Annotated in this window: 15 protein-coding genes and 1 pseudogene; 5 read left to right on the top strand and 11 right to left on the bottom strand. The window is 69.5% G+C overall.

What is annotated here, in order from left to right:
• Window positions 1-156 precede the first annotated feature (156 nt).
• The 3 genes and pseudogenes from M1D55_RS10800 to M1D55_RS10790 all read right to left on the bottom strand — a co-directional run.
• Window positions 157-1,515 (bottom strand): annotated as a pseudogene (locus M1D55_RS10800) (type IV pilus secretin PilQ); the annotation flags it as partial.
• A 149-nt stretch (window positions 1,516-1,664) separates the two neighbouring features.
• Entirely contained in the window at window positions 1,665-2,804 is a 1,140-nt protein-coding gene (locus M1D55_RS10795; protein WP_456282152.1) for a pilus assembly protein PilP, read from the bottom strand.
• Window positions 2,791-3,315: a PilN domain-containing protein gene (locus M1D55_RS10790; RefSeq protein WP_456282151.1), complete on the bottom strand. Its 525-nt coding sequence runs from the start codon at window positions 3,313-3,315 to the stop codon at window positions 2,791-2,793. Before M1D55_RS10790 ends, M1D55_RS10795 begins: the two co-directional genes overlap by 14 nt.
• A 663-nt stretch (window positions 3,316-3,978) precedes the next feature.
• Between M1D55_RS10790 and M1D55_RS10785 the strand changes: the two genes are divergently transcribed.
• Window positions 3,979-6,357, top strand: a complete 2,379-nt coding sequence (locus M1D55_RS10785) for a penicillin-binding protein 1A (protein ID WP_064577035.1) — start codon at window positions 3,979-3,981, stop codon at window positions 6,355-6,357.
• Between the two features lie 188 nt (window positions 6,358-6,545).
• Here M1D55_RS10785 and cyaY read toward each other — a convergent pair whose 3' ends face one another.
• Window positions 6,546-6,881: an iron donor protein CyaY gene (gene cyaY, locus M1D55_RS10780; protein WP_232206313.1), complete on the bottom strand. Its 336-nt coding sequence runs from the start codon at window positions 6,879-6,881 to the stop codon at window positions 6,546-6,548.
• A 428-nt stretch (window positions 6,882-7,309) separates the two neighbouring features.
• Here cyaY and lysA point away from each other — a divergent pair, with 428 nt between their 5' ends.
• The gene (gene lysA / locus M1D55_RS10775; protein WP_456282150.1) at window positions 7,310-8,581 is read left to right on the top strand and encodes a diaminopimelate decarboxylase; all 1,272 of its coding nucleotides are present in this window, start codon (window positions 7,310-7,312) and stop codon (window positions 8,579-8,581) included.
• Here lysA and msrQ read toward each other — a convergent pair.
• The 6 genes from msrQ to M1D55_RS10745 form a co-directional block, all read right to left on the bottom strand.
• The gene (msrQ, locus tag M1D55_RS10770) at window positions 8,578-9,297 is read right to left on the bottom strand and encodes a protein-methionine-sulfoxide reductase heme-binding subunit MsrQ (RefSeq protein ID WP_456282149.1); all 720 of its coding nucleotides are present in this window, start codon (window positions 9,295-9,297) and stop codon (window positions 8,578-8,580) included. The two genes, lysA and msrQ, sit on opposite strands and share 4 nt — an antisense overlap.
• A 19-nt stretch (window positions 9,298-9,316) precedes the next feature.
• Window positions 9,317-10,321: a protein-methionine-sulfoxide reductase catalytic subunit MsrP gene (gene msrP, locus M1D55_RS10765; protein ID WP_053822667.1), complete on the bottom strand. Its 1,005-nt coding sequence runs from the start codon at window positions 10,319-10,321 to the stop codon at window positions 9,317-9,319.
• A gap of 154 nt (window positions 10,322-10,475) precedes the next feature.
• On the bottom strand, window positions 10,476-10,949 hold the full coding sequence (locus M1D55_RS10760) for a COG4315 family predicted lipoprotein (RefSeq protein ID WP_043440268.1): 474 nt from the start codon (window positions 10,947-10,949) through the stop codon (window positions 10,476-10,478).
• 151 nt (window positions 10,950-11,100) lie between these two features.
• Window positions 11,101-12,309: a c-type cytochrome biogenesis protein CcsB gene (gene ccsB, locus M1D55_RS10755; protein WP_006580171.1), complete on the bottom strand. Its 1,209-nt coding sequence runs from the start codon at window positions 12,307-12,309 to the stop codon at window positions 11,101-11,103.
• A gap of 10 nt (window positions 12,310-12,319) precedes the next feature.
• The gene (locus tag M1D55_RS10750) at window positions 12,320-14,536 is read right to left on the bottom strand and encodes a cytochrome c biogenesis protein ResB (RefSeq protein WP_456282148.1); all 2,217 of its coding nucleotides are present in this window, start codon (window positions 14,534-14,536) and stop codon (window positions 12,320-12,322) included.
• Between the two features lie 147 nt (window positions 14,537-14,683).
• On the bottom strand, window positions 14,684-15,343 hold the full coding sequence (locus M1D55_RS10745) for a c-type cytochrome (protein ID WP_006577451.1): 660 nt from the start codon (window positions 15,341-15,343) through the stop codon (window positions 14,684-14,686).
• Window positions 15,344-15,634: 291 nt separating this feature from the next.
• On the opposite strand from M1D55_RS10745, the gene yihA reads away from it, so the two are divergent.
• The 3 genes from yihA to M1D55_RS10730 all read left to right on the top strand — a co-directional run bounded on the left by yihA (window position 15,635) and on the right by M1D55_RS10730 (window position 18,932).
• Window positions 15,635-16,366, top strand: coding sequence for a ribosome biogenesis GTP-binding protein YihA/YsxC (gene yihA / locus M1D55_RS10740; protein WP_064577040.1), 732 nt, complete (start codon window positions 15,635-15,637; stop codon window positions 16,364-16,366).
• 309 nt (window positions 16,367-16,675) lie between these two features.
• Window positions 16,676-17,668 (top strand): porphobilinogen synthase, encoded by a 993-nt coding sequence (gene hemB, locus M1D55_RS10735; RefSeq protein ID WP_006577449.1) that lies wholly within the window; start codon window positions 16,676-16,678, stop codon window positions 17,666-17,668.
• 10 nt (window positions 17,669-17,678) lie between these two features.
• Window positions 17,679-18,932, top strand: coding sequence for a magnesium transporter CorA family protein (locus tag M1D55_RS10730; protein WP_456282147.1), 1,254 nt, complete (start codon window positions 17,679-17,681; stop codon window positions 18,930-18,932).
• A gap of 31 nt (window positions 18,933-18,963) precedes the next feature.
• On the opposite strand, the gene dsbD is transcribed toward M1D55_RS10730, so the two are convergent.
• Window positions 18,964-20,904 carry a protein-disulfide reductase DsbD gene (dsbD, locus tag M1D55_RS10725; protein WP_456282690.1) on the bottom strand — a complete coding sequence of 647 codons (1,941 nt, stop codon included), beginning with the start codon at window positions 20,902-20,904 and terminating at the stop codon, window positions 18,964-18,966.
• Window positions 20,905-20,929 lie beyond the last annotated feature (25 nt).

The following is a 20,929-nucleotide window of genomic DNA, read 5'->3' as shown; positions in this document are numbered from 1 at the left end:
GGCGGCTCGCGGGTTGGAAACGGCATCATCTTCTTATGTCGGGCCCGGCGGGGCAAGACCCGTGCAGCCGCGCGGCCCGCTCCAGCGGCGAATCGCCGGCCAATATCGCCAGCTCCTGCCGCAGGCCAGCGCCGACGCTGCATTGCGGGCCTCAGTCTACTGCATCGCGCCGGGCGGGTCGCGTGAATGGCCGCGGCCCGGCGCGCCGGCATCATGCAGGATGCGCGGCGTCAGGAAGACCAGCAGCTCGGTGCGGTCGCGCCAGACCGCGCGGCTGCCGAACAACCGGCCGAGCACCGGGATATCGCCCAGCAGCGGCACCTTGGCGGCGTCGCCGCGCTCGGCGCGCGTATAGATGCCGCCGATCACCGCCGTGCCGCCGTTCTCGAGCAGCACCTGGGTCTGCACGTGCCTGGTATCGATCGCGAAGCCCTGCGTCGTCTGCACGCCGACGCTGTCCTTGCTGACGTCGACGTCGAGCAGCACCTGGCCCTCGGGCGTGATCTGCGGCGTCACCTCCAGCTTCAGATTGGCCTTGCGGAACTGCACCGAGGTCGCGCCGCTGGAGGTGGCCGCCTGGTACGGCAACTCGGTGCCCTGCTCGATCACTGCCTTGATGTTGTTGGTGGTGACCACGCGCGGGCTCGACACGATCTTGCCCTTGCCGTCGGCCTCCAGCGCCGACAGCTCCAGCGCGACGAAACGGCTGGCCGCGCTGTTGAACAGGCTGACCGCCAGGTGGCCCGGATCGGCGCCATGCAGCGCGCCGGCCGGCAGGCTGAGCAACGGGCCCGGCTGCCCCGCCGCGCCGGGCATCACGTCGGACAGGGTATCGGCGACGCGGCCGCGCCCGTATTGCGCGGCAAAGCTCAGCTTGACGCCCAGATTGCGGCTGAACTTGTCGTCGGCCTCGACGATGCGGGCCTCGATGATGACCTGGCGCACCGGCACGTCGATGCGGGCCAGGAAGGCGGCGATCTGCTGCAGCCGTTCGGGCAGGTCCGCGACGAACAGCTGGTTGGTGCGCGCGTCGGCGGTCAGGCTGCCGCGGCGGGACAGCAGCCGCAGCGGGGAGGCGCCCGCCGATGCGCCGTGCCCTTGCGAACCGCCGTATGGCCCCGCGCTCGCCGCCGGTGCCGTGGACCCGCTGCCGAGCAGCAGCCGGCGGACATCGTCCGCACGCTGATAGTTCAGCTGGAACACCTGGCTGCCGACCGGCTCCAGGTCGGCCAGTTGCTGCCGGGCCTCCAGCTCCTGCCTGTCCCGCGCCGCGAGCTCGGCGCGCGGCGCGACCCACAGCACATTGCCGTCGCGCCGCGACGCCAGTCCCTTGGCATCGAGCACGATGCGCAGCGCCTGCTCCCACGGCACGTCCTTGAGCCGCAGCGTCAGATTGCCCTGCACGCTGTCGCTGGCGACCACGTTCAGATCGGTGAAGTCGGCGAAGACCTGCAGCAGCGCGCGGACATCGACGCGCTGGAAATTCAGGGACAGGCGCTCGCGGGTGGGCGCGGGCGAAGGCGAAGGCGAAGCGGAAGGCGCGGCGTCGGCCGCCGGCGCCTCGACCGTGGGCACGGCCAGCGCGCGCAGCGGAATCGCCCATGGCATGGCCAACGCCAGCGCGACCGCCATCCGCGGCGTCAGCCCCCTCAGCAGGCGCGCGTTCACGCCGGCGCATCGAGCGCGAGGCGGGACGTCGTTTCGATCCATCGATCCTCTCCGTTCCAGACGCGCTCGCGCAGCACGATCTCGTCCCGTTCAATGCGCACCACGACGCCATCGTGGCGCCCCACACGCTGTCCGACCTGCAGCGCCGCGACCGAGCCGTCCGCGCCCACGCCATCGCCCCGCACCAGGCCGTAGGCGCGGCCCGCGCCGTGCAGGCTGCCGACCATCCGCATCTGCTCCAGCGCATACGCCTCGAGCGGCTCGCGCGCCCGCGCCTGACGCCGATCGGCGAGCCAATCGTCCGGCGGCGCGAATAGCGGCGCGAGCAGCCGCGCGTAGGCGAAGGGGTCCGCCGCCGCCGGGTCAGTGTCGCCGGCATGGTTCGCGTCGAGCAGAGGGAAGAGAGGTGGCGAGTCCGGCGGCGTGGGAGTCCATGCCACCGGCGGCACGGCCTGGGCCGCGGCTTTCCCGCGCGGTGTGCGCGCCGCCCGCTGCTGCGCCTCGCGTTCGGCCGCATCGAGCGCGCGGTAGGCCAGCGCGACCGCCTCCATCGTCAGCCCGCCGCCGTGGCTGCCGCCCTTGCCGGCCGCCAGCTGCATCGACTGCAGCGTCACCAGCCTCGGCAAGGCCGCGATATCGGCCAGCCAGGCCGTGATTTCGCGATAGCCGCCATCGACGCGCAGCTTCAGCGGAATTCGGGCGAAGTCCTCGCCCGCCGCCACGGGCTGCGGCTGGAACAGCGCGATCCGCAGGCCCCGGGCGGTGGCGAGCGTGCTCAACGTGACCAGCAGCTCGTCGACGCCGCCATGGTCCGGCAGATGGCGCTCGCGCATCGCCAGCGCCTGCGTCAGCTCGGCCAGGCGCCGCCGCGTCGGCTCGGCGCCCGCCGCCTCGGCCGCCTGTCGCGCGGCGGACTGGCGCAGCGCGGCTTGCTCGGCCCGCCGGCTGTCGAGCAAGGCCAGCTTGTCGCGCCAATGCCACTGCCAGCCCGCGACCAGCACCGCGCACGCGACCAGCATCGGCCACAGCGGCGGCCAGGCGGGAAACCCGCGCAGCGCGCCGGCATCGCCTTGCGCCGCGTGGCCGAGCCAGGACGCCGAGGCCGGCGGCAGCTCATCGTCTTCATGCGGGACCATCCACGCTCCCGTGCGGCTGCGACGACGTTGGCGCGGAAGCGCCGACCGTGCTGCCCGTGCCGGTGGTGTCGGCCGGGCGATAGACCAGCCGGACCGAGAACGCGAATCCCGCCGCCGCATCGTCCGCTGTGCCAGCCGCGCCCGCCCCGGAAGATGCCGCCCGGGACTCGATCAGTTCGGCCCGCGCCAGCCACGGCAACGGCTCGAACGCGCGCAGCAATGCCGCCACGCGCTCGTGACGGCGCGCCACGCCTTCGATCGTCACCGTGTCGTCCTGCTGGCTGACGGCGCCAAGATGGACGCCTGGCGGCACAAGGCGCGCCAGCGCATCGAGCAGTTGCGCGGGCCGGACGCGATTCCGCAGCAGCGCATCGAGCGCGCGGCCGCGCCGGCTCGCCACGTCGATCTCCTGCCGCAGCCGGGCGGCGTCGCGCGCCGGCGCTTCCCATTGGCGGGCCCGCTCGGCCAGCGCGCGGTTCTCGACCTCGACGGCCGCGATACGCCGATCCACGCCATAGCCGCCCAACAGCACGGCAGTGCCGGCAACGCCGGCAGCGGCACGCCATCCCGGCCGCAATGAACCCGCCCGCCGCGCCAGATGACGGGCAAGGCGACATGCACGACGACGTGCACGACGACATGCACGACGGCATGCCAGACCTGCAATCCGCGCCGCGCGCCCCGATCCCCGCCGCCAAACCCGCTGCCCCGGTATGCTCCTTTCCATCCGTCGAGCCCCTTCGCCGATTCCCTGGTCCGGAGCGGCGTTGAACTCGGCGGCCCGAACGCGGCTCTAACCGGCGCTTTCCCTGCTGACCGCCGATCCTGCCGCCGCCAAGTCACCGCCTACCCGCCGCCACCCTGCCGCCCCGCCGCTTGCCTGCCCCGCCCGTCGCCGACACCGCGATCCGCGCCACGATCGAGGCCGCGCCGATGGACCGATTCTCGGCAGCCGGACACGGCACCGGCAATGCGACGCCATGCCCATCGAGCCAGTTTTCGCAAGTCACGGCGCGATTGCGCTTGGGCCGCGGGCGCCCATACTGGTATCAGCGGCGACGATTTTTGGGCTTACATCTTGTAACAGCATGGATGCGCCCGCCACGGCACTACCCGCCCGGGAGCCGCGAACGCGGGCGATATAATCCGGGCACCTCCAACTAGGTATTACCCAATGGCTACTGCACAACAGAAGCCGGCTAAACCGGCTCGCCGCCCGCTGTGGATACGCGCCAGCTACTGGGCGCTGGGCCTGATGGCCGCGGGTGTCGTCACGGTGGCCCTGCTGCTCGGCTACGCGTTGCTGGTCGCGGCGCCGAACCTGCCGTCGCTCGATACGCTGACCGACTACCGTCCGAAGATTCCGCTGCGCATCTACACCGCCGACAACGTGCTGATCGGCGAATTCGGCGAGGAGCGGCGCAACTTCGTGCCGATCGCCGAAATCCCCGACGTGATGAAGAAAGCCGTGCTGGCGATCGAGGACGACCGCTTCTACGAGCATGGCGGCGTCGATTTCATCGGCGTGCTGCGCGCGGGCCTGGCGAATCTGCGCGGCGGCCTGTCGCAGGGCGCGTCGACCATCACGATGCAGGTGGCGCGCAACTTCTTCCTGTCCAGCGAGAAGACCTACACCCGCAAGATCTACGAGATGATGCTGGCGTACAAGATCGAGGCGAACCTGAGCAAGGATCAGATCCTCGAGCTGTACATGAACCAGATCTACCTGGGCCAGCGCGCCTACGGCTTCTCCAGCGCCGCGCGCGTCTACTTTGGCAAGTCGATCAAGGACGTCACGGTGGCCGAGGCGGCGATGCTGGCCGGCCTGCCGAAGGCCCCGTCGGCCTACAACCCGGTGGTCAACCGCAAGCGCGCCAAGGTGCGGCAGGAATACATCCTGCAGCGGATGCGCGACCTGGGCTATATCACGCCGCAGCAGTACGACGAGGCGGTCCACGAAGAGCTGAGGGTTCGCAACGAGGGCAACGAGTTCTCGACCCATGCCGAATACGTGGCCGAGATCGTGCGCCAGCTGATGTACGCGCAATACCGCGAGGAAACCTACACGCGCGGGCTGACGGTGTACACGACGCTGACCAAGGCCGACCAGGACGCGGCCTACGAGGCGGTGCGCGCCGGCATCATGAACTACGAGCGCAAGCACGGCTATCGCGGCCCCGAGGCCTTCATCGACCTGCCGTCCGATCCGGCCGAGCGCGAGCAGGCCATCGACGACGCGCTGGTCGAGCATCCGGCCAGCGACGACATGCGCTCGGCGGTGGTGACCGCGGCATCGAGCAAGCAGGTGCGCGCCGTGCTGCTGTCCGGCGAGGAGGTGGTGATCGAAGGCTCGGCGCTGCGCTATATCGCGCCGTCGCTGGCGGCCAACGCGCAGCCCAAGGTCAAGATCCGCCCGGGCGCGATCATCCGCGTGGTGCAGAACGACAAGGGCGCGTGGTCGGTGGCGCAGCTGCCCGAGGTGGCCGCGGCGTTCATCTCGCTGAACCCGGAGGACGGCGAGATCCGCGCGATGGTCGGCGGCTTCGACTTCAACCGCAACAAGTTCAACCACGTCACGCAGGCCTGGCGCCAGCCGGGTTCGAGCTTCAAGCCGTTCATCTATACCGCCGCGCTGGAAAAGGGCTTCTCGCCGGCGACCGTGATCAACGACGCGCCGCTGTCGATCGGCCCCGATACCGGCGGCCAGGTGTGGGAGCCGAAGAACTACGACGGCCGCTTCGAAGGTCCGATGACGATGCGCCGCGCGCTGGCCAAGTCGAAGAACCTGGTGTCGGTGCGGATCCTGCGCGCGATCGGCACGCAGTACGCGCAGGAGTACATCACGCGCTTCGGCTTCGATGCCGACAAGCACGCGGCCTACCTGCCGATGGCGCTGGGCTCGGGCAGCGTGACGCCGCTGCAGATGGCGGGCGCCTATTCCGTGTTCGCCAACGGCGGCTATCGCATCAACCCCTACCTGATCCAGCGCGTGGTCGACGCGCGCGGCAACGTGCTGTCCGAGACCAAGCCGCAGCGCGCCGGCGAGGACGCGGTACGGGTGCTGGACGCGCGCACGGCCTTCATCGCCGACAGCATGCTGCGCGACGTGGTGCGCACCGGCACCGCGTACACGGCCAAGCAGCGGCTGGGCCGCAACGACCTGGCCGGCAAGACCGGTACCACCAACGACGCGGTCGATGCCTGGTTCGCCGGCTATACGCCGAAGCTGGTGGCGGTGGCGTGGATGGGTTACGACCAGCCCAAGAGCCTGGGCGTGCGCGAGACCGGCGGCGGCCTGTCGCTGCCGATCTGGATCAGCTACATGTCCAAGATGCTCAAGGGCGTGCCCGAGAGCCCGGATCGCCAGCCGCCGGAAGGCGTGGTGATGGTGGCCGGCGACTGGACGCTGGAAGAGAATGCCGGCGGCGCGGGCGTGGCGTCGGTCGGCCTGGGCGATCCGTGGCCGGGCAAGGCGCCCGATCCGGCCGCGCCGTCGGCGGCCGACCTCGAGCAGGAAAAGCGCCGGATCCTGGAGATGTTCGGCGGCGGCTGATGCGGCCGCGCCGACGGCTCCAGCCGATCGCACAGCAAAAAAGGCCAGCCCGATGGGCTGGCCTTTTTACTGATCGCGACCGTCGTCCCCGCGAACGCGGGGACCCAGTGGCTTTGCAAGACGCCGGATTCCGGCTTTCGCGGGAATGACGTGGTGGTGTTAAGCGTTCCTTGGCGTGCGTGCGGGCCTCAGTCCAGCGTCAGCGCGGTGCCGGCCTGCTGGCTCAGGTAGCGCGACAGCGCCTGGTACAGCTCGGTGCCCTCGCGCGTGTCGACCCAGCGCTCGCCGTCGCGGCGGAAGTGAAAGCCCCCCGCGCGCGCCGCCACCCACAGCTCCTGCATCGGCGCCTGGCTGTTGATGATGATCTTCGAGCCGTCCTCGAACTCGAGCTCCATCACATTGCCGCTGCGGTTGATCTCGATATCGGCGTCGGCCGCATCGGCGGCCTGCTCGATCGCGCTTTCCAGACGATCCAGCTCGCCGGTCGCCAGCGCCAGGAACTCGCTTTCGCTCAAAAGGGACATGCTACACTCCAAGACCGCCAGCCGCGGCCAGTCCCTGCCGGGACCCGTTCCGGGCTGATGCATTGTTCTGCGGGCCAATCCAGTTGCCGACCCGAGTGCCCGCGGGCACCGTTGCCCGGCCCGGCTGCTCCGGTCCGCCTCCCGTTCGACCCCTGTTTCCAAGGACGACCCGATGTTGCGTCGTGTTGCGATTGTAGCGGCGTTTGCCGCCGGCCTAGCGATGCCCCTGCTCGGCGGATGCGGCATTCGCGGCCCGCTGGTGATGCCGCAGCGCCCGCCCGCGCCGGTGCAACCCAGCGTCCCCGACCCCGGCCTGTCGCAGCCGGACGCCGCGCCGATGCCCGCGCGCACGCCGCCGGCCCGCACGTCTTCGTCGTCTTCATCGCCATCGTCCGCCGCGCCCGCGTCCGCTCCTGCCGCTCGATAACATGACCGCATTTTTCCATCGCCGCGACGGTGCCCTTGCCGTCGAACAGGTGCCGCTCGCCCGTATCGCCGAGCAGTTCGGCACGCCGACCTATGTCTATTCGCGCGCGGCGCTGACCGCCGCCTACCAGGCCTACGCCGCCGCCTGCGCGGGCCATCGCGCGCGCGTGCAATACGCGATGAAGGCCAATTCGAACCTCGCCGTGCTGCAGGTGTTCGCGCAGCTCGGCGCTGGCTTCGACATCGTCTCCGGCGGCGAACTGCAGCGCGTGCTGGCGGTCGGCGCCGATCCGCGCAAGGTCGTGTTCTCGGGCGTCGGCAAGTCCGAGGCCGAGATGGAGCTGGCGCTGGCGCACGACGTGCTGTGCTTCAACGTCGAATCGATCCCCGAGCTCGACCGCCTGAACGCGGTCGCGGGCCGCGTCGGCAAGCGCGCGCGCGTGTCGCTGCGGATCAATCCGGACGTCGACGCGCGCACCCATCCGTATATCTCCACCGGACTCAAGGGCAACAAGTTCGGCATCGCCTTCGACGACGTGCTGCCGACCTACCGCGCCGCGGCCGCGCTGCCGCACCTGGAGATCACCGGCATCGACTGCCATATCGGCTCGCAGATCACCGAGGTGTCGCCCTATCTGGAGGCGCTGGACAAGGTGCTCGACGTGGTCGAGGCGCTCGAGCGCGAAGGCATCGTGCTGTCGCATATCGATGTCGGCGGCGGGCTGGGCATCACCTATGACGACGAGACCCCGCCCGATATCACCGGCTTCGCGGGCACGCTGCTCGAGCGCGTGGCGCAGCGCGGCCACGGCCATCGCGAGGTGCTGTTCGAGCCGGGCCGCTCGCTGGTGGGCAATGCCGGCGTGCTGCTGACGCGCGTCGAATTCCTGAAGCCGGGCGAGGCCAAGAACTTCTGCATCGTCGATGCGGCGATGAACGATCTGGCGCGTCCGGCGATGTACGAGGCCTTCCATCGGATCGAGCCGGTGGTGCCGCATGCGGGGACAAATCCGGGCGAGGCCGTGACCTACGACGTGGTTGGCCCGGTGTGCGAATCGGGCGACTGGCTCGGCCGCGATCGCGCGCTGGCGGTCGCGCCGGGCGATCTGCTGGCCGTGATGTCGGCCGGTGCCTATGGCTTCGTGATGAGCTCGAACTACAACACCCGCCCGCGCGCGGCCGAGGTGATGGTCGACGGCGAGACGGTGCATCTGGTGCGCGCCCGCGAGCGCGTCGAGGACCTGTTCCGCGACGAGAAGCTGCTGCCGCGCTAAGATCGCGACGACCCGTTCGGCGCGGGCGCGGCGCGGCCGGTCCCGCGCCACCACCACCACAGCCGCACCCCGAGCAACGCCGCGACCACCGCGGCGTAGATCGACACCTCGCCAAAATCGTTCTTGCCGGCCTTGTGCCACCAGTAGTGCAGGATCGCCAGCACCGCGATCGCATAGACGCTGCGGTGCAGGGCCTGCCAGCGCCGCCCGCCCAGGCGCCGCACCATCGCATGCGTCGAGGTCGCGGCCAGCGGCATCATCAGCACGAACGCTGCAAACCCCATCGTGATGAACGGACGCTTGAACACGTCCTTGGCCATATAGGCCAGGTCGAAGCCGCGGTCCACGCCGAGCCACAGCAGGAAATGCAGCGTGCCGTAGAAGAAGGCGAACAGGCCCAGCAACCGCCGTATCCGCAGCAGCCAGTTCCAGCCGCTCAGGCGCCGCAGCGGCGTCACCGCCAGCGTCGCGCACAGCATCACCAGCGTCCAGGTGCCGGTGGAGCGCGTGACGAATTCCAGCGGATTGGCGCCGTACTGGCCGGTCGCGCCAAGATAGACCAGGCGAGCGAACGGCAGCAGCGCCAGTACCCAGATCAGCGTCTTCAGCGCGCGCAGCCGCGCCGGCGGCAAGGTGCCGGGCGTGGCGCCGCCGCGGCGCGCGGCTGCCGGTCCGGCGGTGCGCGGGGCGGCCGGCGTCGTCTCGGTGGAAGGCATGCGATGCAAGGAAAAGCGGTCAGAAGAACTTGCGCAGATCCATGCCCTGATACAGCGAGGCGACCTGCTGCGCATAGCCATTGAACGGCAGCGTCTTGCGCTTGGGCGCGAACAGCGCCGCGAAGCCGCCGCCCTTGTCGTCGCCGATGCGGCGCTCGGTGGCCTGGCTCCAGCGCGGATGGTCGACTTCCGGATTCACGTTCGAATAGAAGCCGTACTCCTGCGGCGCGGCCAGGTTCCAGCTGGTGGCGGGCTGCTTGTCGACGAAGCGGATCGCGACGATCGACTTCGCGCTCTTGAAGCCATACTTCCACGGCACCACGATGCGCACCGGCGCGCCGTTCTGGTTCGGCAACACCTCGCCGTACAGGCCGAACGTCAGCAGCGTCAGCGGATGCATGGCCTCGTCCAGGCGCAGCCCTTCGCGATACGGCCAATCCAGCACCGGGCTGCCCAGTCCCGGCATCTGCTTCTTGTCGGCCAGCGTGACGAACTCGACGTACTTGGCGCTGCCGAGCGGTTCGGCGCGCCGGATCAGCTCGGCGAGCGGGAAGCCGATCCACGGGATTACCATCGACCAGCCCTCGACGCAGCGCAGCCGGTAGACGCGCTCCTCCATCGCCGCCATCTTCATCAGGCCGTCGATGTCATACGTCCTGGGTTGCCGAACCAGCCCTTCGACCTTGACCTGCCACGGCCGTGGCCGCAGCGTGCCGGCATTGCGGGAAGGGTCGGACTTGTCGGTGCCGAACTCGTAGAAGTTGTTGTAGGTGGTGACGTCCTCGTAGGGCGTGCGCTTGTCGGTCACCACATAGGCCGGGTTGGGCGTGGCGGCCAGTTTCTGCCCGCGGCCCGGCTGCTGCGCCAGCGCCTGGCGCGCGGCCCACGGCGCCAGCGTGCTGCCGGCCGCGCCGGCGGCGACCATCGCCAGCCAGCGGCGGCGCGCGGCGAACGCCTCGGGCGGCGTGATCTCGCTGGGCGGAATGTCGTCGCCGCGCAGCCATTTCGGAGAGGGAATCCACATCGTCGTTCCTTGCTTGGCGGAGCGCCGGCGCGCCGGGCGGCCCCGCGGGCCATGCCGGGCCGGCTCAACTTGGACCGGCTGGCCGGTGTTTGGTGCGACGGGCCACGCCGCCCGTGGCCGACGCTCACGGCGCCTCACGACGCCTGACGGTGCCTTACGGCGTGGCGATGTGCCACACGTTCATCACCTTGTCGCCGGTGCGGTCGCCCGGCTTGGTGTCCTTGGCGAAGCGGTACAGCGGCTTGCCGCGATAGGCCCACTGGCGGCTGCCGTCATCGCGCGTGATGATCGTGTACTGGCCGGTGGCCGAGGTGCCGGGCTGGGCCAGCAGCGGCGGCCAGTTGACCGCGCATTGTCCGTTGCAGACGCTCTTGCCGCTCCCCGCGGTATCGCGATCGAAGGTGTACAGCGTCAGGCCTTGCGGATCGGTCAGTACGCCGTTGCTGACCTTGACGGTCGGCGGCATGTTGCCGGTGGTGCTGGCCGTGCTGCTGGCGCTGGCGCTGCTGCTGCCCGAGCCCATGCCCATGCCGGAACAGGCGGTCAGCAGGACGGCGGCGGCAATGGTGACGGTGGCGGTGACGGGAAGCGCAAGACGACCGGAAGCGGTAAGGCGCGAGAGGGTCATGATGTCTGTCTCCAGGAAAAGTCGGCGCCGCCCACCGGCGCCGTGTTTCCCAGTAAACACCGTCAGGCGCCGTTTTATTCCCTTTCCAATAAAAAAACCTGCCCGAAAGGGCAGGTTTCCTCGCTTTGTCACCCTGAAAGGGTGCTGTCGATCACAATTCGCCGTAGCTGTGCAGCCCCGACAGGAACATGTTGACGCCCAGGAAGGCGAAGGTCGTGATCAAGAGGCCGATCAGCGCCCACCAGGCCGCCATCGCGCCGCGCAGGCCCTTGATCAGCCGCATGTGCAGCCAGGCGGCGTAGTTCAGCCAGACGATCAGCGCCCAGGTTTCCTTCGGGTCCCAGCTCCAGTAGCCGCCCCAGGCCTCGGCCGCCCACAGCGCGCCGAGGATCGTGGCGATGGTGAAGAAGGCGAAGCCGACCGCGATCGCCTTGTACATGACGTCGTCGAGCAGCTCCAGAGCGGGCAGGCGCTCGGCCAGGATGCCGCGCTGCTTCAGCAGATAGGCCACCGCGACCATCGCGGCCAGCGCGAAGGTGCCGTAGCCGATGAAATTGGCCGGCACATGGATTTTCATCCACCAGCTCTGCAGCGCCGGCACCAGCGGCTGGATCTCGTGCGCATCGCGGCTGACCGTGTACCACAGCAGGAAGCCGACGGCCGCCGACACCACCAGCATCACGAACGGGCCCAGCGCGCCGGTGCGGTAGCGGCCCTCGTAGTACAGGTGGAACAGCGTCGTGATCAGCACGAACAGCACGAACACTTCGTACAGGTTCGACACCGGGATATGGCCGATATCGGGACCGATCAGGTAGGACTCGTACCAGCGCACCAGCATGCCGGTAAAGCCGAGCACGACCGCCGCCCACGCCAGCTTGTGGCCGATGCCGTAGCCCGTTTGCGAGCGCGCCAGCAGGCCGCCCCAGTAGAACAGCGTCGACAGGAACACCAGCGCGCACATCCACAGGATCGCGGACTGGCTCGACAGCAGGTACTTCAGCAGGAAGGCCTGCTCGGCGCGCGCCAGTTCGCCCTGGTACAGCTGCACGGCCAGCAGCGCCAGCACGGCCAGGCCTGCCATCAGCGCGCGCACCGGCTTCCAGTGCCAGCCCAGCAGCGCAAAGGTCGGCACCGCGCCGATCAGCACCGCCTTGTCGTAGCCGTCCATCCACTGGCCATAGCGCGCCAGCCCGACGCCAGCGCCGACCACCAGCAGCAGCGCATAGAGCCAGTCCAGCCACGACAGCCGGCGCAGGAACGAGGGCTCCAGATACGAGGTGTCCGCTGCCGCCGGGATCTGCCCCTGGTTCGCCGTGGGGTTGGCGGGAGCGTGCAGCTTGGAAGAATTGGAAGACATGACGAAATCCCTACCGTGTCGCCGGCGCCGCTGGCGGCGCGTCCTGCGCTGCCGCCGCGGCACGCTGCACGTCCTCGCGCAGCGCGGCGAATTCCTTCTCGAAGTCCAGGGTGCGCCGCTGGGTCGACATTGCCATCAGCACATGGCTGCCGGCGGCCCGTTGCGACGCATCGCTCGGATCGGCGTCCGGCTTGGCATCCGGCTTGGCGTCCTTGACCCAGACCCACACGCGGCGCTCGCGGATATACAGCATCGCGAACACGCCCAGCACCAGCAGCAGGCAGCCAAGATACACGATGTTCTTGCCAGGCGCACGGGTCATCTGGAACACGCTGGCCTTGACCTCCTGGAAGTCGTCCAGCTGCAGGAACACCGGCGCCACGTAGAAGAAACTGTCCGACAGCGCGTTGATCGCCTGCTGCAGGAAGGCGCCGCTCTGCGCGCTGTTGGCGACCACCGGCAGTTCGGCGCGTTCGCGCGCCAGTTGCCACAGCTCCCACATCGAGCCGTTCAGGATCTTCAGCAGCACGTCGGCCGCCTTCTGCTGATCGGCCTGCGGCACCGAGCGCTCGAGGAAGGCGGCGATCGCGGCAAAGCCGCCGGGCGGCGCATCGGCATCGTGGCGCGCGGCGCCAGCGAACAGGTCCAGCGCCCGGCGCGCGCTCTCGGCCAGCTGCACGCGCACCTGGCCCTTGTCATCGCCCGGCATCGACGCCAGCGCGAAGCGGCGCGCGGCCTCGCCGCGCAGCGCGCTGTCCTGCAGCGCCGCGCGCAGCCGCATCCAGTCGGCCACGCTGCCCTGCTCGTCGGCCGGAATGCGCAGATAGCGGAACGGCTCGTTGGGCGTATCGCGCGTGCCCGCCAGGAACACCGACTGGCCGTCGAGCTGCACCGGCACCATGTAGTTGTGGAATTCGCGCGCCTGCCCGTTGCGGTCGCGCAGCTTGTACTGCACGGACGGGCCGACATTGCGCAGCTGCTTCTCGCGCTCGGGGTTGGCCGCCGCGCCCAGGCGGGCCTCGATGCGCTCGTTCAGCGAGCGCGTCGCCACGCCGCGCGCATCGGTCTTGCCCGACGCATCGGTGACGTTCTCGATGTTCATCAGCCGGAAATCGCTGAACTCGACCGCCAGCCCTTGCGCATCGACGTCGCTGCCCGTGCCCTTCAGCGGCGCGCTGTTACCCACCGTGCCGGCAAACGCGAAGGTCTTCGCCGAGCTGCCCTGCATCGGATAGCCGACGAACTTCAGCCGCGAGCCGCCGTCCTCGAAGCTGGACTGGTAGATGGCGATGCCATCGACGATCAGCGGCTCGTTGACCTTGATGGTGGCGGCCGTCTGCTTGCCGGTCGCGCGGTCGGTGACGACCACGTCGGAGGCGAACAGCTTCGGCATGCCGGTCGAGTAATGCTCGATGACGAATTTCTTCAGCGTCAGCGTAAACGGCAGGTCCTGCACCAGCGCGCCGTCGGCGATGTTCAGGATCGCGGTCGACACGGTGGCGCCCTCGGGCACGAAGGCGTTGCCCCGAAAGCCAGGATTGCTGCTGGAGAGGCGGTGCTGCGGCGGAATCTCGTTGATCACCGCGTTGCCGGTGATCGGCGTCTTGCCGCCGAACCACATCTGCGCACGGATCAGCATGTCGCCATCGAGCAGCCCGCCGATGCAGATCACCACGATCGCCGCGTGCGCGAGGATATAGCCGAGCTTGTTGGCGGCGCCGGCCTTGGCCGCCAGCAGCGTGGCGCCGTCATGCTCGACCTGGCGCACGCGATAGCCGCGGTTGGCCAGCAGCGCGCCGAGGCGCTGCACGGCGCCAGCCCGCGGCGGCGCGGCGTCGAACTCGACGCGGTGGTGGAAGGCGCGCAGGCTGCGCTCGCGCACATGGTCCTTCCACGAGCGCATGTCGCTGACCATCTTCGGCGCATTGCGCACCAGGCACAGCGACGTGGAAACCACCAGGAAGGCCAGGATCAGCAGGAACCACCACGAGCTGTAGACCTTCTGCAGCGACAGCGCATGGAACAGCTCGGCCCAGAACGGCCCGAACTGGTTGACGTAGTTGGCGTACGGCTCGTTCTGCTTGAGCACGGTGCCGATCACGCTGGCGATCGAGATCACCGACAGCAGCGCGATCGCGAAGCGCATCGACGAGACCAGTTCGACGGTATCGCGCAGCAGGCGGTGGGGGGTCTTCAGGCGCAGGCCCGAAGTGGAAGCGGTCGGCATGGCAGGAAAGGCAGGAGGCGCGGGGCGCAAAAGACAAAGAGGGAGGCTCGCTCGCGCAGGCCACCCTCTTCGATTATCGCCGGCTCGTTTGGTTGCGCCCCCGCGCCGCGCCGGCGAGGGCCGGCCGGCCCGGGGCTACCGCTGGGCTCAGCGCAGGCCGGCGACGTAGTCCGCCACCGCCTTGATCTCGGCGTCGGACATGCGCGCCGCGACCTCGGTCATCACCGCGTTGTTCTTGCGGCCGCCCTGGCGGAAGGCCACCAGCTGGGCCTCGGTGTACTCGGAGAACTGGCCGCCGATGCGCGGATACTGCGCCGGGATGCCGGCGCCGGCCGGGCCGTGGCAGGCCGCGCAGGCGGGCACGCCCTTGTTGGCGATGCCGGCGCGATAGATCTTCTGGCCCAGCTCGATGGTGTCCTTGTTCTTCGCGGAGGCCGGCTTCTGGGTCTGGCGCGCCAGATAGGCGCCGACGTCGCGCATTTCCTGATCGGTCAGCTGCGCCGCGATCGGCGTCATGATCGGGTTGTTGCGAACCTTGGCCTTGAAGTCGGCCAGCTGCTTGTGGGCGTATTCGGGGTGCTGCGCCGCCAGTTTCGGATTGACCGCGGCGCCGCTGTTGCCGTTGGCGCCGTGGCAGCTCAGACAGGCGGGGACATTGCGATCGGGTGCGCCCTGCGTGTAGAGGGTCTCGCCCTTGGCCGGGTCCGCCTTGGCGGCGGCTTGCTCGGCGGCCGAGGCCAGACCCGTGAAGGCCGTTGCCGGCAAGGCCAGTGCTACGACAGCCACAAGTTTCGCAATGCCATTCATTCGCACACCTTGTCTGAATTGTTTTGAATTCGCTATCGCGTGCCGGTCAGCCTCCGGCCTGCGGTGAGGACGCGCATTGGGGCAAAAGACGGGATAGACCCCGTTGGCAGACCACTGCCGGCCGTTCATCACCCGATGCTGTCAGGTCATGCCGGCCGCCAACAAGGCCAAAAGAACGTCGAACGCCACCCGGCCGGGAGGCCGTTAACCGCGGTATTGTACAATAAATCGCTTCCCGGATAGACGCTTGGCGCACTCCCGCGCGGGCCTCCCCGACCCTGCCTCTCCCTCATGTCTCTCCTACACCAGGCCCGCTTCTTCACCACCGTCAACCATCTGCGCGACCTGCCGGCCACCGCTGTGCCCGAGGTCGCCTTTGCCGGACGGTCCAACGCGGGCAAGTCGACCGCCATCAACGTGCTGTGCAACCAGAAGCGGCTGGCGTTCTCGTCGAAGACTCCCGGCCGCACCCAGCACATCAATTTCTTCGCGGTCGCGCCGGTCAAGGCGCCCGATCCGCTGGCCTTCCTGGTCGACCTGCCGGGCTACGGCTATGCGCAGGTGTCGGGCTCGGCCAAGTATCACTGGCAGTCGCTGCTGAGCGACTACGTGCAGGCCCGGCAGCAACTGGCCGGGCTGGTCATCATGATGGATGCGCGCCGGCCCTTCACCGATCTCGATTGCCAGATGGTCGAGTGGTTCCTGCCGACCGGCAAGCCGATCCATGTGCTGCTGACCAAGGCGGACAAGCTGACCAGCAGCGAGAATGCGCTGGCGCTGCGCGAGACGCGCCGCGTGCTGGCCGACTATGCGGCCCAGCTGGAGAACCCGCCGTTGCTGACCGCGCAGCTGTTCTCGAGCCTGAAGCGCCGCGGCATCGAGGAGGCGCAGCGCCATATCGCCGGCTGGCTGGGGCTGCCGGAGGCGCAGCCTGCCGCTGCGGCGCCGTCCGCCGATGCCGCGCCGCCGACCGGCGAAGAAGCGTCCGGCGACGAGCCCGGCAGCGGCGGAACCCCGTCGTAACCAGGCGAGCAAAACAAGGGCGCAAAAAAAACCCCGCTGCAAGCAACGGGGGGGAATATTCCCGCCGCGAGGCGGGTACCCGCTCAGGGAGGAGTAGCGGGGGACCTCGCGCCACGCACGCGGCGCAACGCAAAGGGTCCGCGAGTATGATAGCGGGCACGCACAAAAGTTTAGTTTTTTATTGGACGCGGGACGCCGCCGCCCGGCAGGCCAAGCGCCTGCCACATCCGGTCCCTTCGCCGTGACGCCGTGGTCGCCCGGGTATCGTGGGCCGCTGCGCTCCGCCGTCCCCTGACTGACGATCCCACCATGTCCACCTTCCCCGAATTCCGCCCCCGCCGCATGCGCCGCGACGACTTCTCGCGCCGGCTGATGCGCGAGCACCGGCTGTCGCCGGACAACCTGATCTACCCCGTGTTCGTGCTCGACGGACAGGGCCAGCGCCAGAGCGTCGCGTCGATGCCCGGCGTCGAGCGCGTGTCGGTCGACCTGCTGCTGCCGGTCGCCGAGCAATGCGTGCAGCTGGGCGTTCCGGTGATCGCGCTGTTCCCGGTCATCGATCCGTCGCTGAAGACGCCCGACGGCATCGAGGCGACGCGCGACGACGGGCTGATTCCGCGCGCCGTGCGCGCGCTGAAGGACCGCTTTCCCGAGCTCGGCGTGCTGACCGATGTCGCGCTCGACCCGTACACCAGCCACGGCCAGGACGGCGTGCTCGATGCCGACGGCTACGTGATGAACGAGGAGACCGTCGAGATCCTGGTGCGGCAGGCGCTGACCCAGGCCGCCGCCGGCGTCGACATCGTCGCGCCGTCGGACATGATGGACGGCCGCATCGGCGCCGTGCGCAACGGCCTCGAAGAGGCGGGACATATCCACACCCGCATCATGGCGTACTCGGCCAAGTACGCATCGGCGTTCTACGGTCCCTTCCGCGACGCGGTCGGCTCGGCCGCCAATCTGGGCAAGGGCAACAAGATGACCTACCAGATGGACCCGGCCAACACCGACGAGGCGCTGCGCGAGGTCGCGCAGGACATCATGGAAGGCGCCGACATGGTGATGGTCAAGCCCGGCATGCCGTATCTGGACATCGTTCGCCGGGTCAAGGACGAATTCCGCTTCCCGACCTACGTCTACCAGGTCAGCGGCGAGTACGCGATGCTGAAGGCGGCCGCGCAGAACGGCTGGCTCGACCACGACAAGGTCATGATGGAATCGCTGCTGGCGTTCCGCCGCGCCGGCGCAGACGGCATCCTGACCTATTTCGCGCTCGACGCCGCCCGCCTGCTGGCGCGCTGATCCCTCGCGCATGCAGCTGCTCGGCTTTTCCGCCAGCCAGGTCCATCCGCTCGACTCGCTCGAGGGCGCGCGCGCCTTCCTCGCCGAACAGGCCGCGCCTCGCTTCGTCTGGGTCGACTGCACCCTCGCTGAAGTCAGCGCGGCGCCGGCGGCCTGGCGCGACCAGCTGCAGACGCTGACCGGCGCGCCGGTGCTCGACCTGCATCTGGCCGACGCCACCAATGCCGCGCATCCGTCGTTCTTCGACACGACGCATGCCTACGACATGGTGATCTTCCGCAAGCTGACCTTCGAAACCAGCCGGCTGATTGCGGAAGCCGGCAGCGAGGGACCGGCACCGGTTGTCGCCAAGGCGAACGGCAGCGGCGCGGAGACTGCGGCGGTGGCGGGGGCGATAACGCCTGCGGCTACAGGCGCCACGGCGGCAAAGCCGCGCCGCCACCCGCCCGGTTTCCTGCCCGCGCTAGCACGCATCGATACGCAGCCGGTGACCTTCTTCGTGTTCGACCACGTGCTCGCCACGGTGCGACCGGGCCAGTCGCGCACGATCGAGCAGGTCCGCCAGCGGCTGCTCGAGCTGAGCCGCGCGCCGCGGCCGGAAGTCCGCGGCAATGGCGGCACGGCGCTGGTACACGGCATCCGTCCGCCGACGCGTCCCGAGGACCTGATGCTGCGGCTGCTCAATGCGATGGTCGACCGCTATCTCGACCTGCGCGCGCCGCTGACGCGCCAGCTCGACCGCTGGCAGCGCGCGCTGCTGAACGCGCGCAGCGGCTTCTCCAGCTGGGAGGGCCTGCTCGATGCGCGCATCCAGTTGCGCCGGCTGGAACATCTGTGCGAGGAGCAGCGCGACGCGCTGCAGGAATTCCGCGACAGCCTGCTCGACAACACCTACAGCGACCCGGCCGGCGGCATCGCCAACGACCGCGACGAGGTGCTGCTGGTGCGCATCAACGACGTGATGGAACACATCCTGCGCGTGCTGGCGCATGCGCGCCGGCTCGAGGATTCGATCGAGTCCGCGGTACAGATCCACTTCTCGGCCGTGGCGCACCGGACCAACCGCACGATGCGGATGCTGACGATGATCACCGCGCTGTTCATGCCGCTGACGCTGATCACCGGCGTCTTCGGCATGAACTTCGAGCGCATGCCCTGGCTCCAGGAGCCCAGCGGCTTCTGGTGGTCGATCGGACTGATGGGCGCGGTGGTGGCGGGAATCGCGGCGATGTGGGCGGTCGGCCGCTGGTTGTTGCGCGAGTGATTCGGGGCCGGGCGCTGGCCCCGGCTTGGCGTCAGGCCCCTGCCGGACCGAACGCGCGTTCCAGGCTCGCCAGGAACCGTCCCGCGGCCTGGTAGCCGATCACACGCACCGGCAGCTCGCGCCCGTCGTCGCCGAACAGGATGATGCCCGGCGGCCCGAACAGGCCGAAGCGCTTCAGCAGTGCCTTGTCGTCGGCGTTGTTGGCGGTCACGTCGGCCTGCAGCATCACCACGTCGGCCAGCCGTGCCTGCACGCGCGGATCGCTGAAGGTGAAGCGCTCCATCTCCTTGCAGCTGACGCACCAGTCCGCATAGAAGTCCAGCAGCACCGGCTTGCCGGCGGCACTGGCCTGTGCGATGCGGGCATCGAGTTCGGCCACCGAGCGGACCCGTTCGAAGCGCACCGCCTCGGCCGCCGGCGCTCCGTCACGGACGCCGGCCACCAGATGCGACAGCGGCTGCAGCGGATTGCGGCTGCCCGAGGCCAGGCCGACCAGCAGGATCGCACCGGCCAGCGCGGACAGCACGCCCAGCCCCTTGCCGAGCCGCGCTACCGGATGCGGCTCCGCACCCAGGCCATCGAACGCGCGCAGGAACACCGCGCCGACCAGCAGCAGCGTCGCCCAGCCCAGCATCGACAGCCACGGCGGCAGCACCGGTCCGATCATCCACAGCGCGACACCGAGCAGCAGGAAGCCGAACACACGCTTGGTCGCCTCCATCCAGCGGCCCGCGCGCGGCAGCAGATTGCCGGCTCCGACGCCGACCAGCAGCAGCGGCACGCCCATGCCGATCGCCATCGCGAACAGCGCGGTGCCGCCGGTCCAGGCGTCGCCACTCTGCGCGATATAGGCCAGCGCGCCGGCCAGCGGCGCGGTCACGCAGGGACCGACGATCAGCGCCGAGATCGCGCCCATCGCGGCCGCGCCCGCGATCTGGCCACCCGGGCGGCGATTGGCCGAGTCGGCCAGCCGCGTCTGCCAGCGCTGCGGCAGCTGCAGTTCATACAGGCCGAACATCGACAACGCCAGCGCCACCATCAGCGCGGCGAACAGCGCCAGTACCCAGGGCGTTTGCAACGTCGCCGCGAGCCCTTCGCCGATCAGCCCGGCGGCGACGCCGACCGCGGTGTAGACCACCGCCATGCCAAGCACATAGGCCAGCGACACGACGAAGGCGCGGCCGCGATGCACGTGCTCGCCGACCACGATCGACGACAGGATCGGCACCATCGGCAACACGCAGGGGGTGAAGGTCAGCAGCAGGCCGAGGCCGAAGAACAGCGCGACGATCGTCAGCAGATGGCCGCCGGCAAGCGTCGCCGCGATGCGGCCGCTGTCATCGACGGCCTTGCCGGCATCCGCTGGGACCACCGCGCCGCGATGTTCCGAACCGGCGGACAGCGGCGTGGCGGCGGCGATGGCGGGCGTCACGTTGGCTGACGTCGCGTTGGAGCGGCCGCCCAGCAGCGTGCCGATGCCGGCGCCGCCGACTTCGTAGACGCTCTCCATCGGCGGATAGCACAGGCCCTTGTCGGCGCAGCCCTGCGAGGTCACGACCAGCGTCCATTTGCCGTCGGCGGGCGCGGACTCGACCGGCACGCGGATCGTCACCGTGTCGCGGTAGGTCTCCATCTCCTTGCCGAAGGTCTCGTCGAACTTGACCTTGCCGGCCGGCAGATCGGGCGCGCCGAGCCTGACCTGCGCCGGTTGCGCGGCGAAGGCAAAGCGTTCGCGGTACATGTAGTAGCCCGGCGCGACATCGAAGCGGACCTCGACGGTGCGCGTGTCGATGGTGCGGGCGGCGAAGCGGAAGGCCTGCTCGGGCGGCAGGAAGTCGTCCTGGTCGGCGGCGCGCGCCGGGCCGGCGCCGAGGCACAGCCAGGCCGTCAGCAGCGCCAGTGCGATCGCGGCCAGCCATTGCCACCCTCGCCAGCCTCGCCAGCCTGCGCTGCGCGCTGCGCCCTGCCCCATGACCCCGTCCATCGACCCCAAGGTG

This window comes from Cupriavidus sp. JZ107, assembly GCF_053903255.1.
This window is presented reverse-complemented; position numbering and strand designations above follow the sequence as displayed.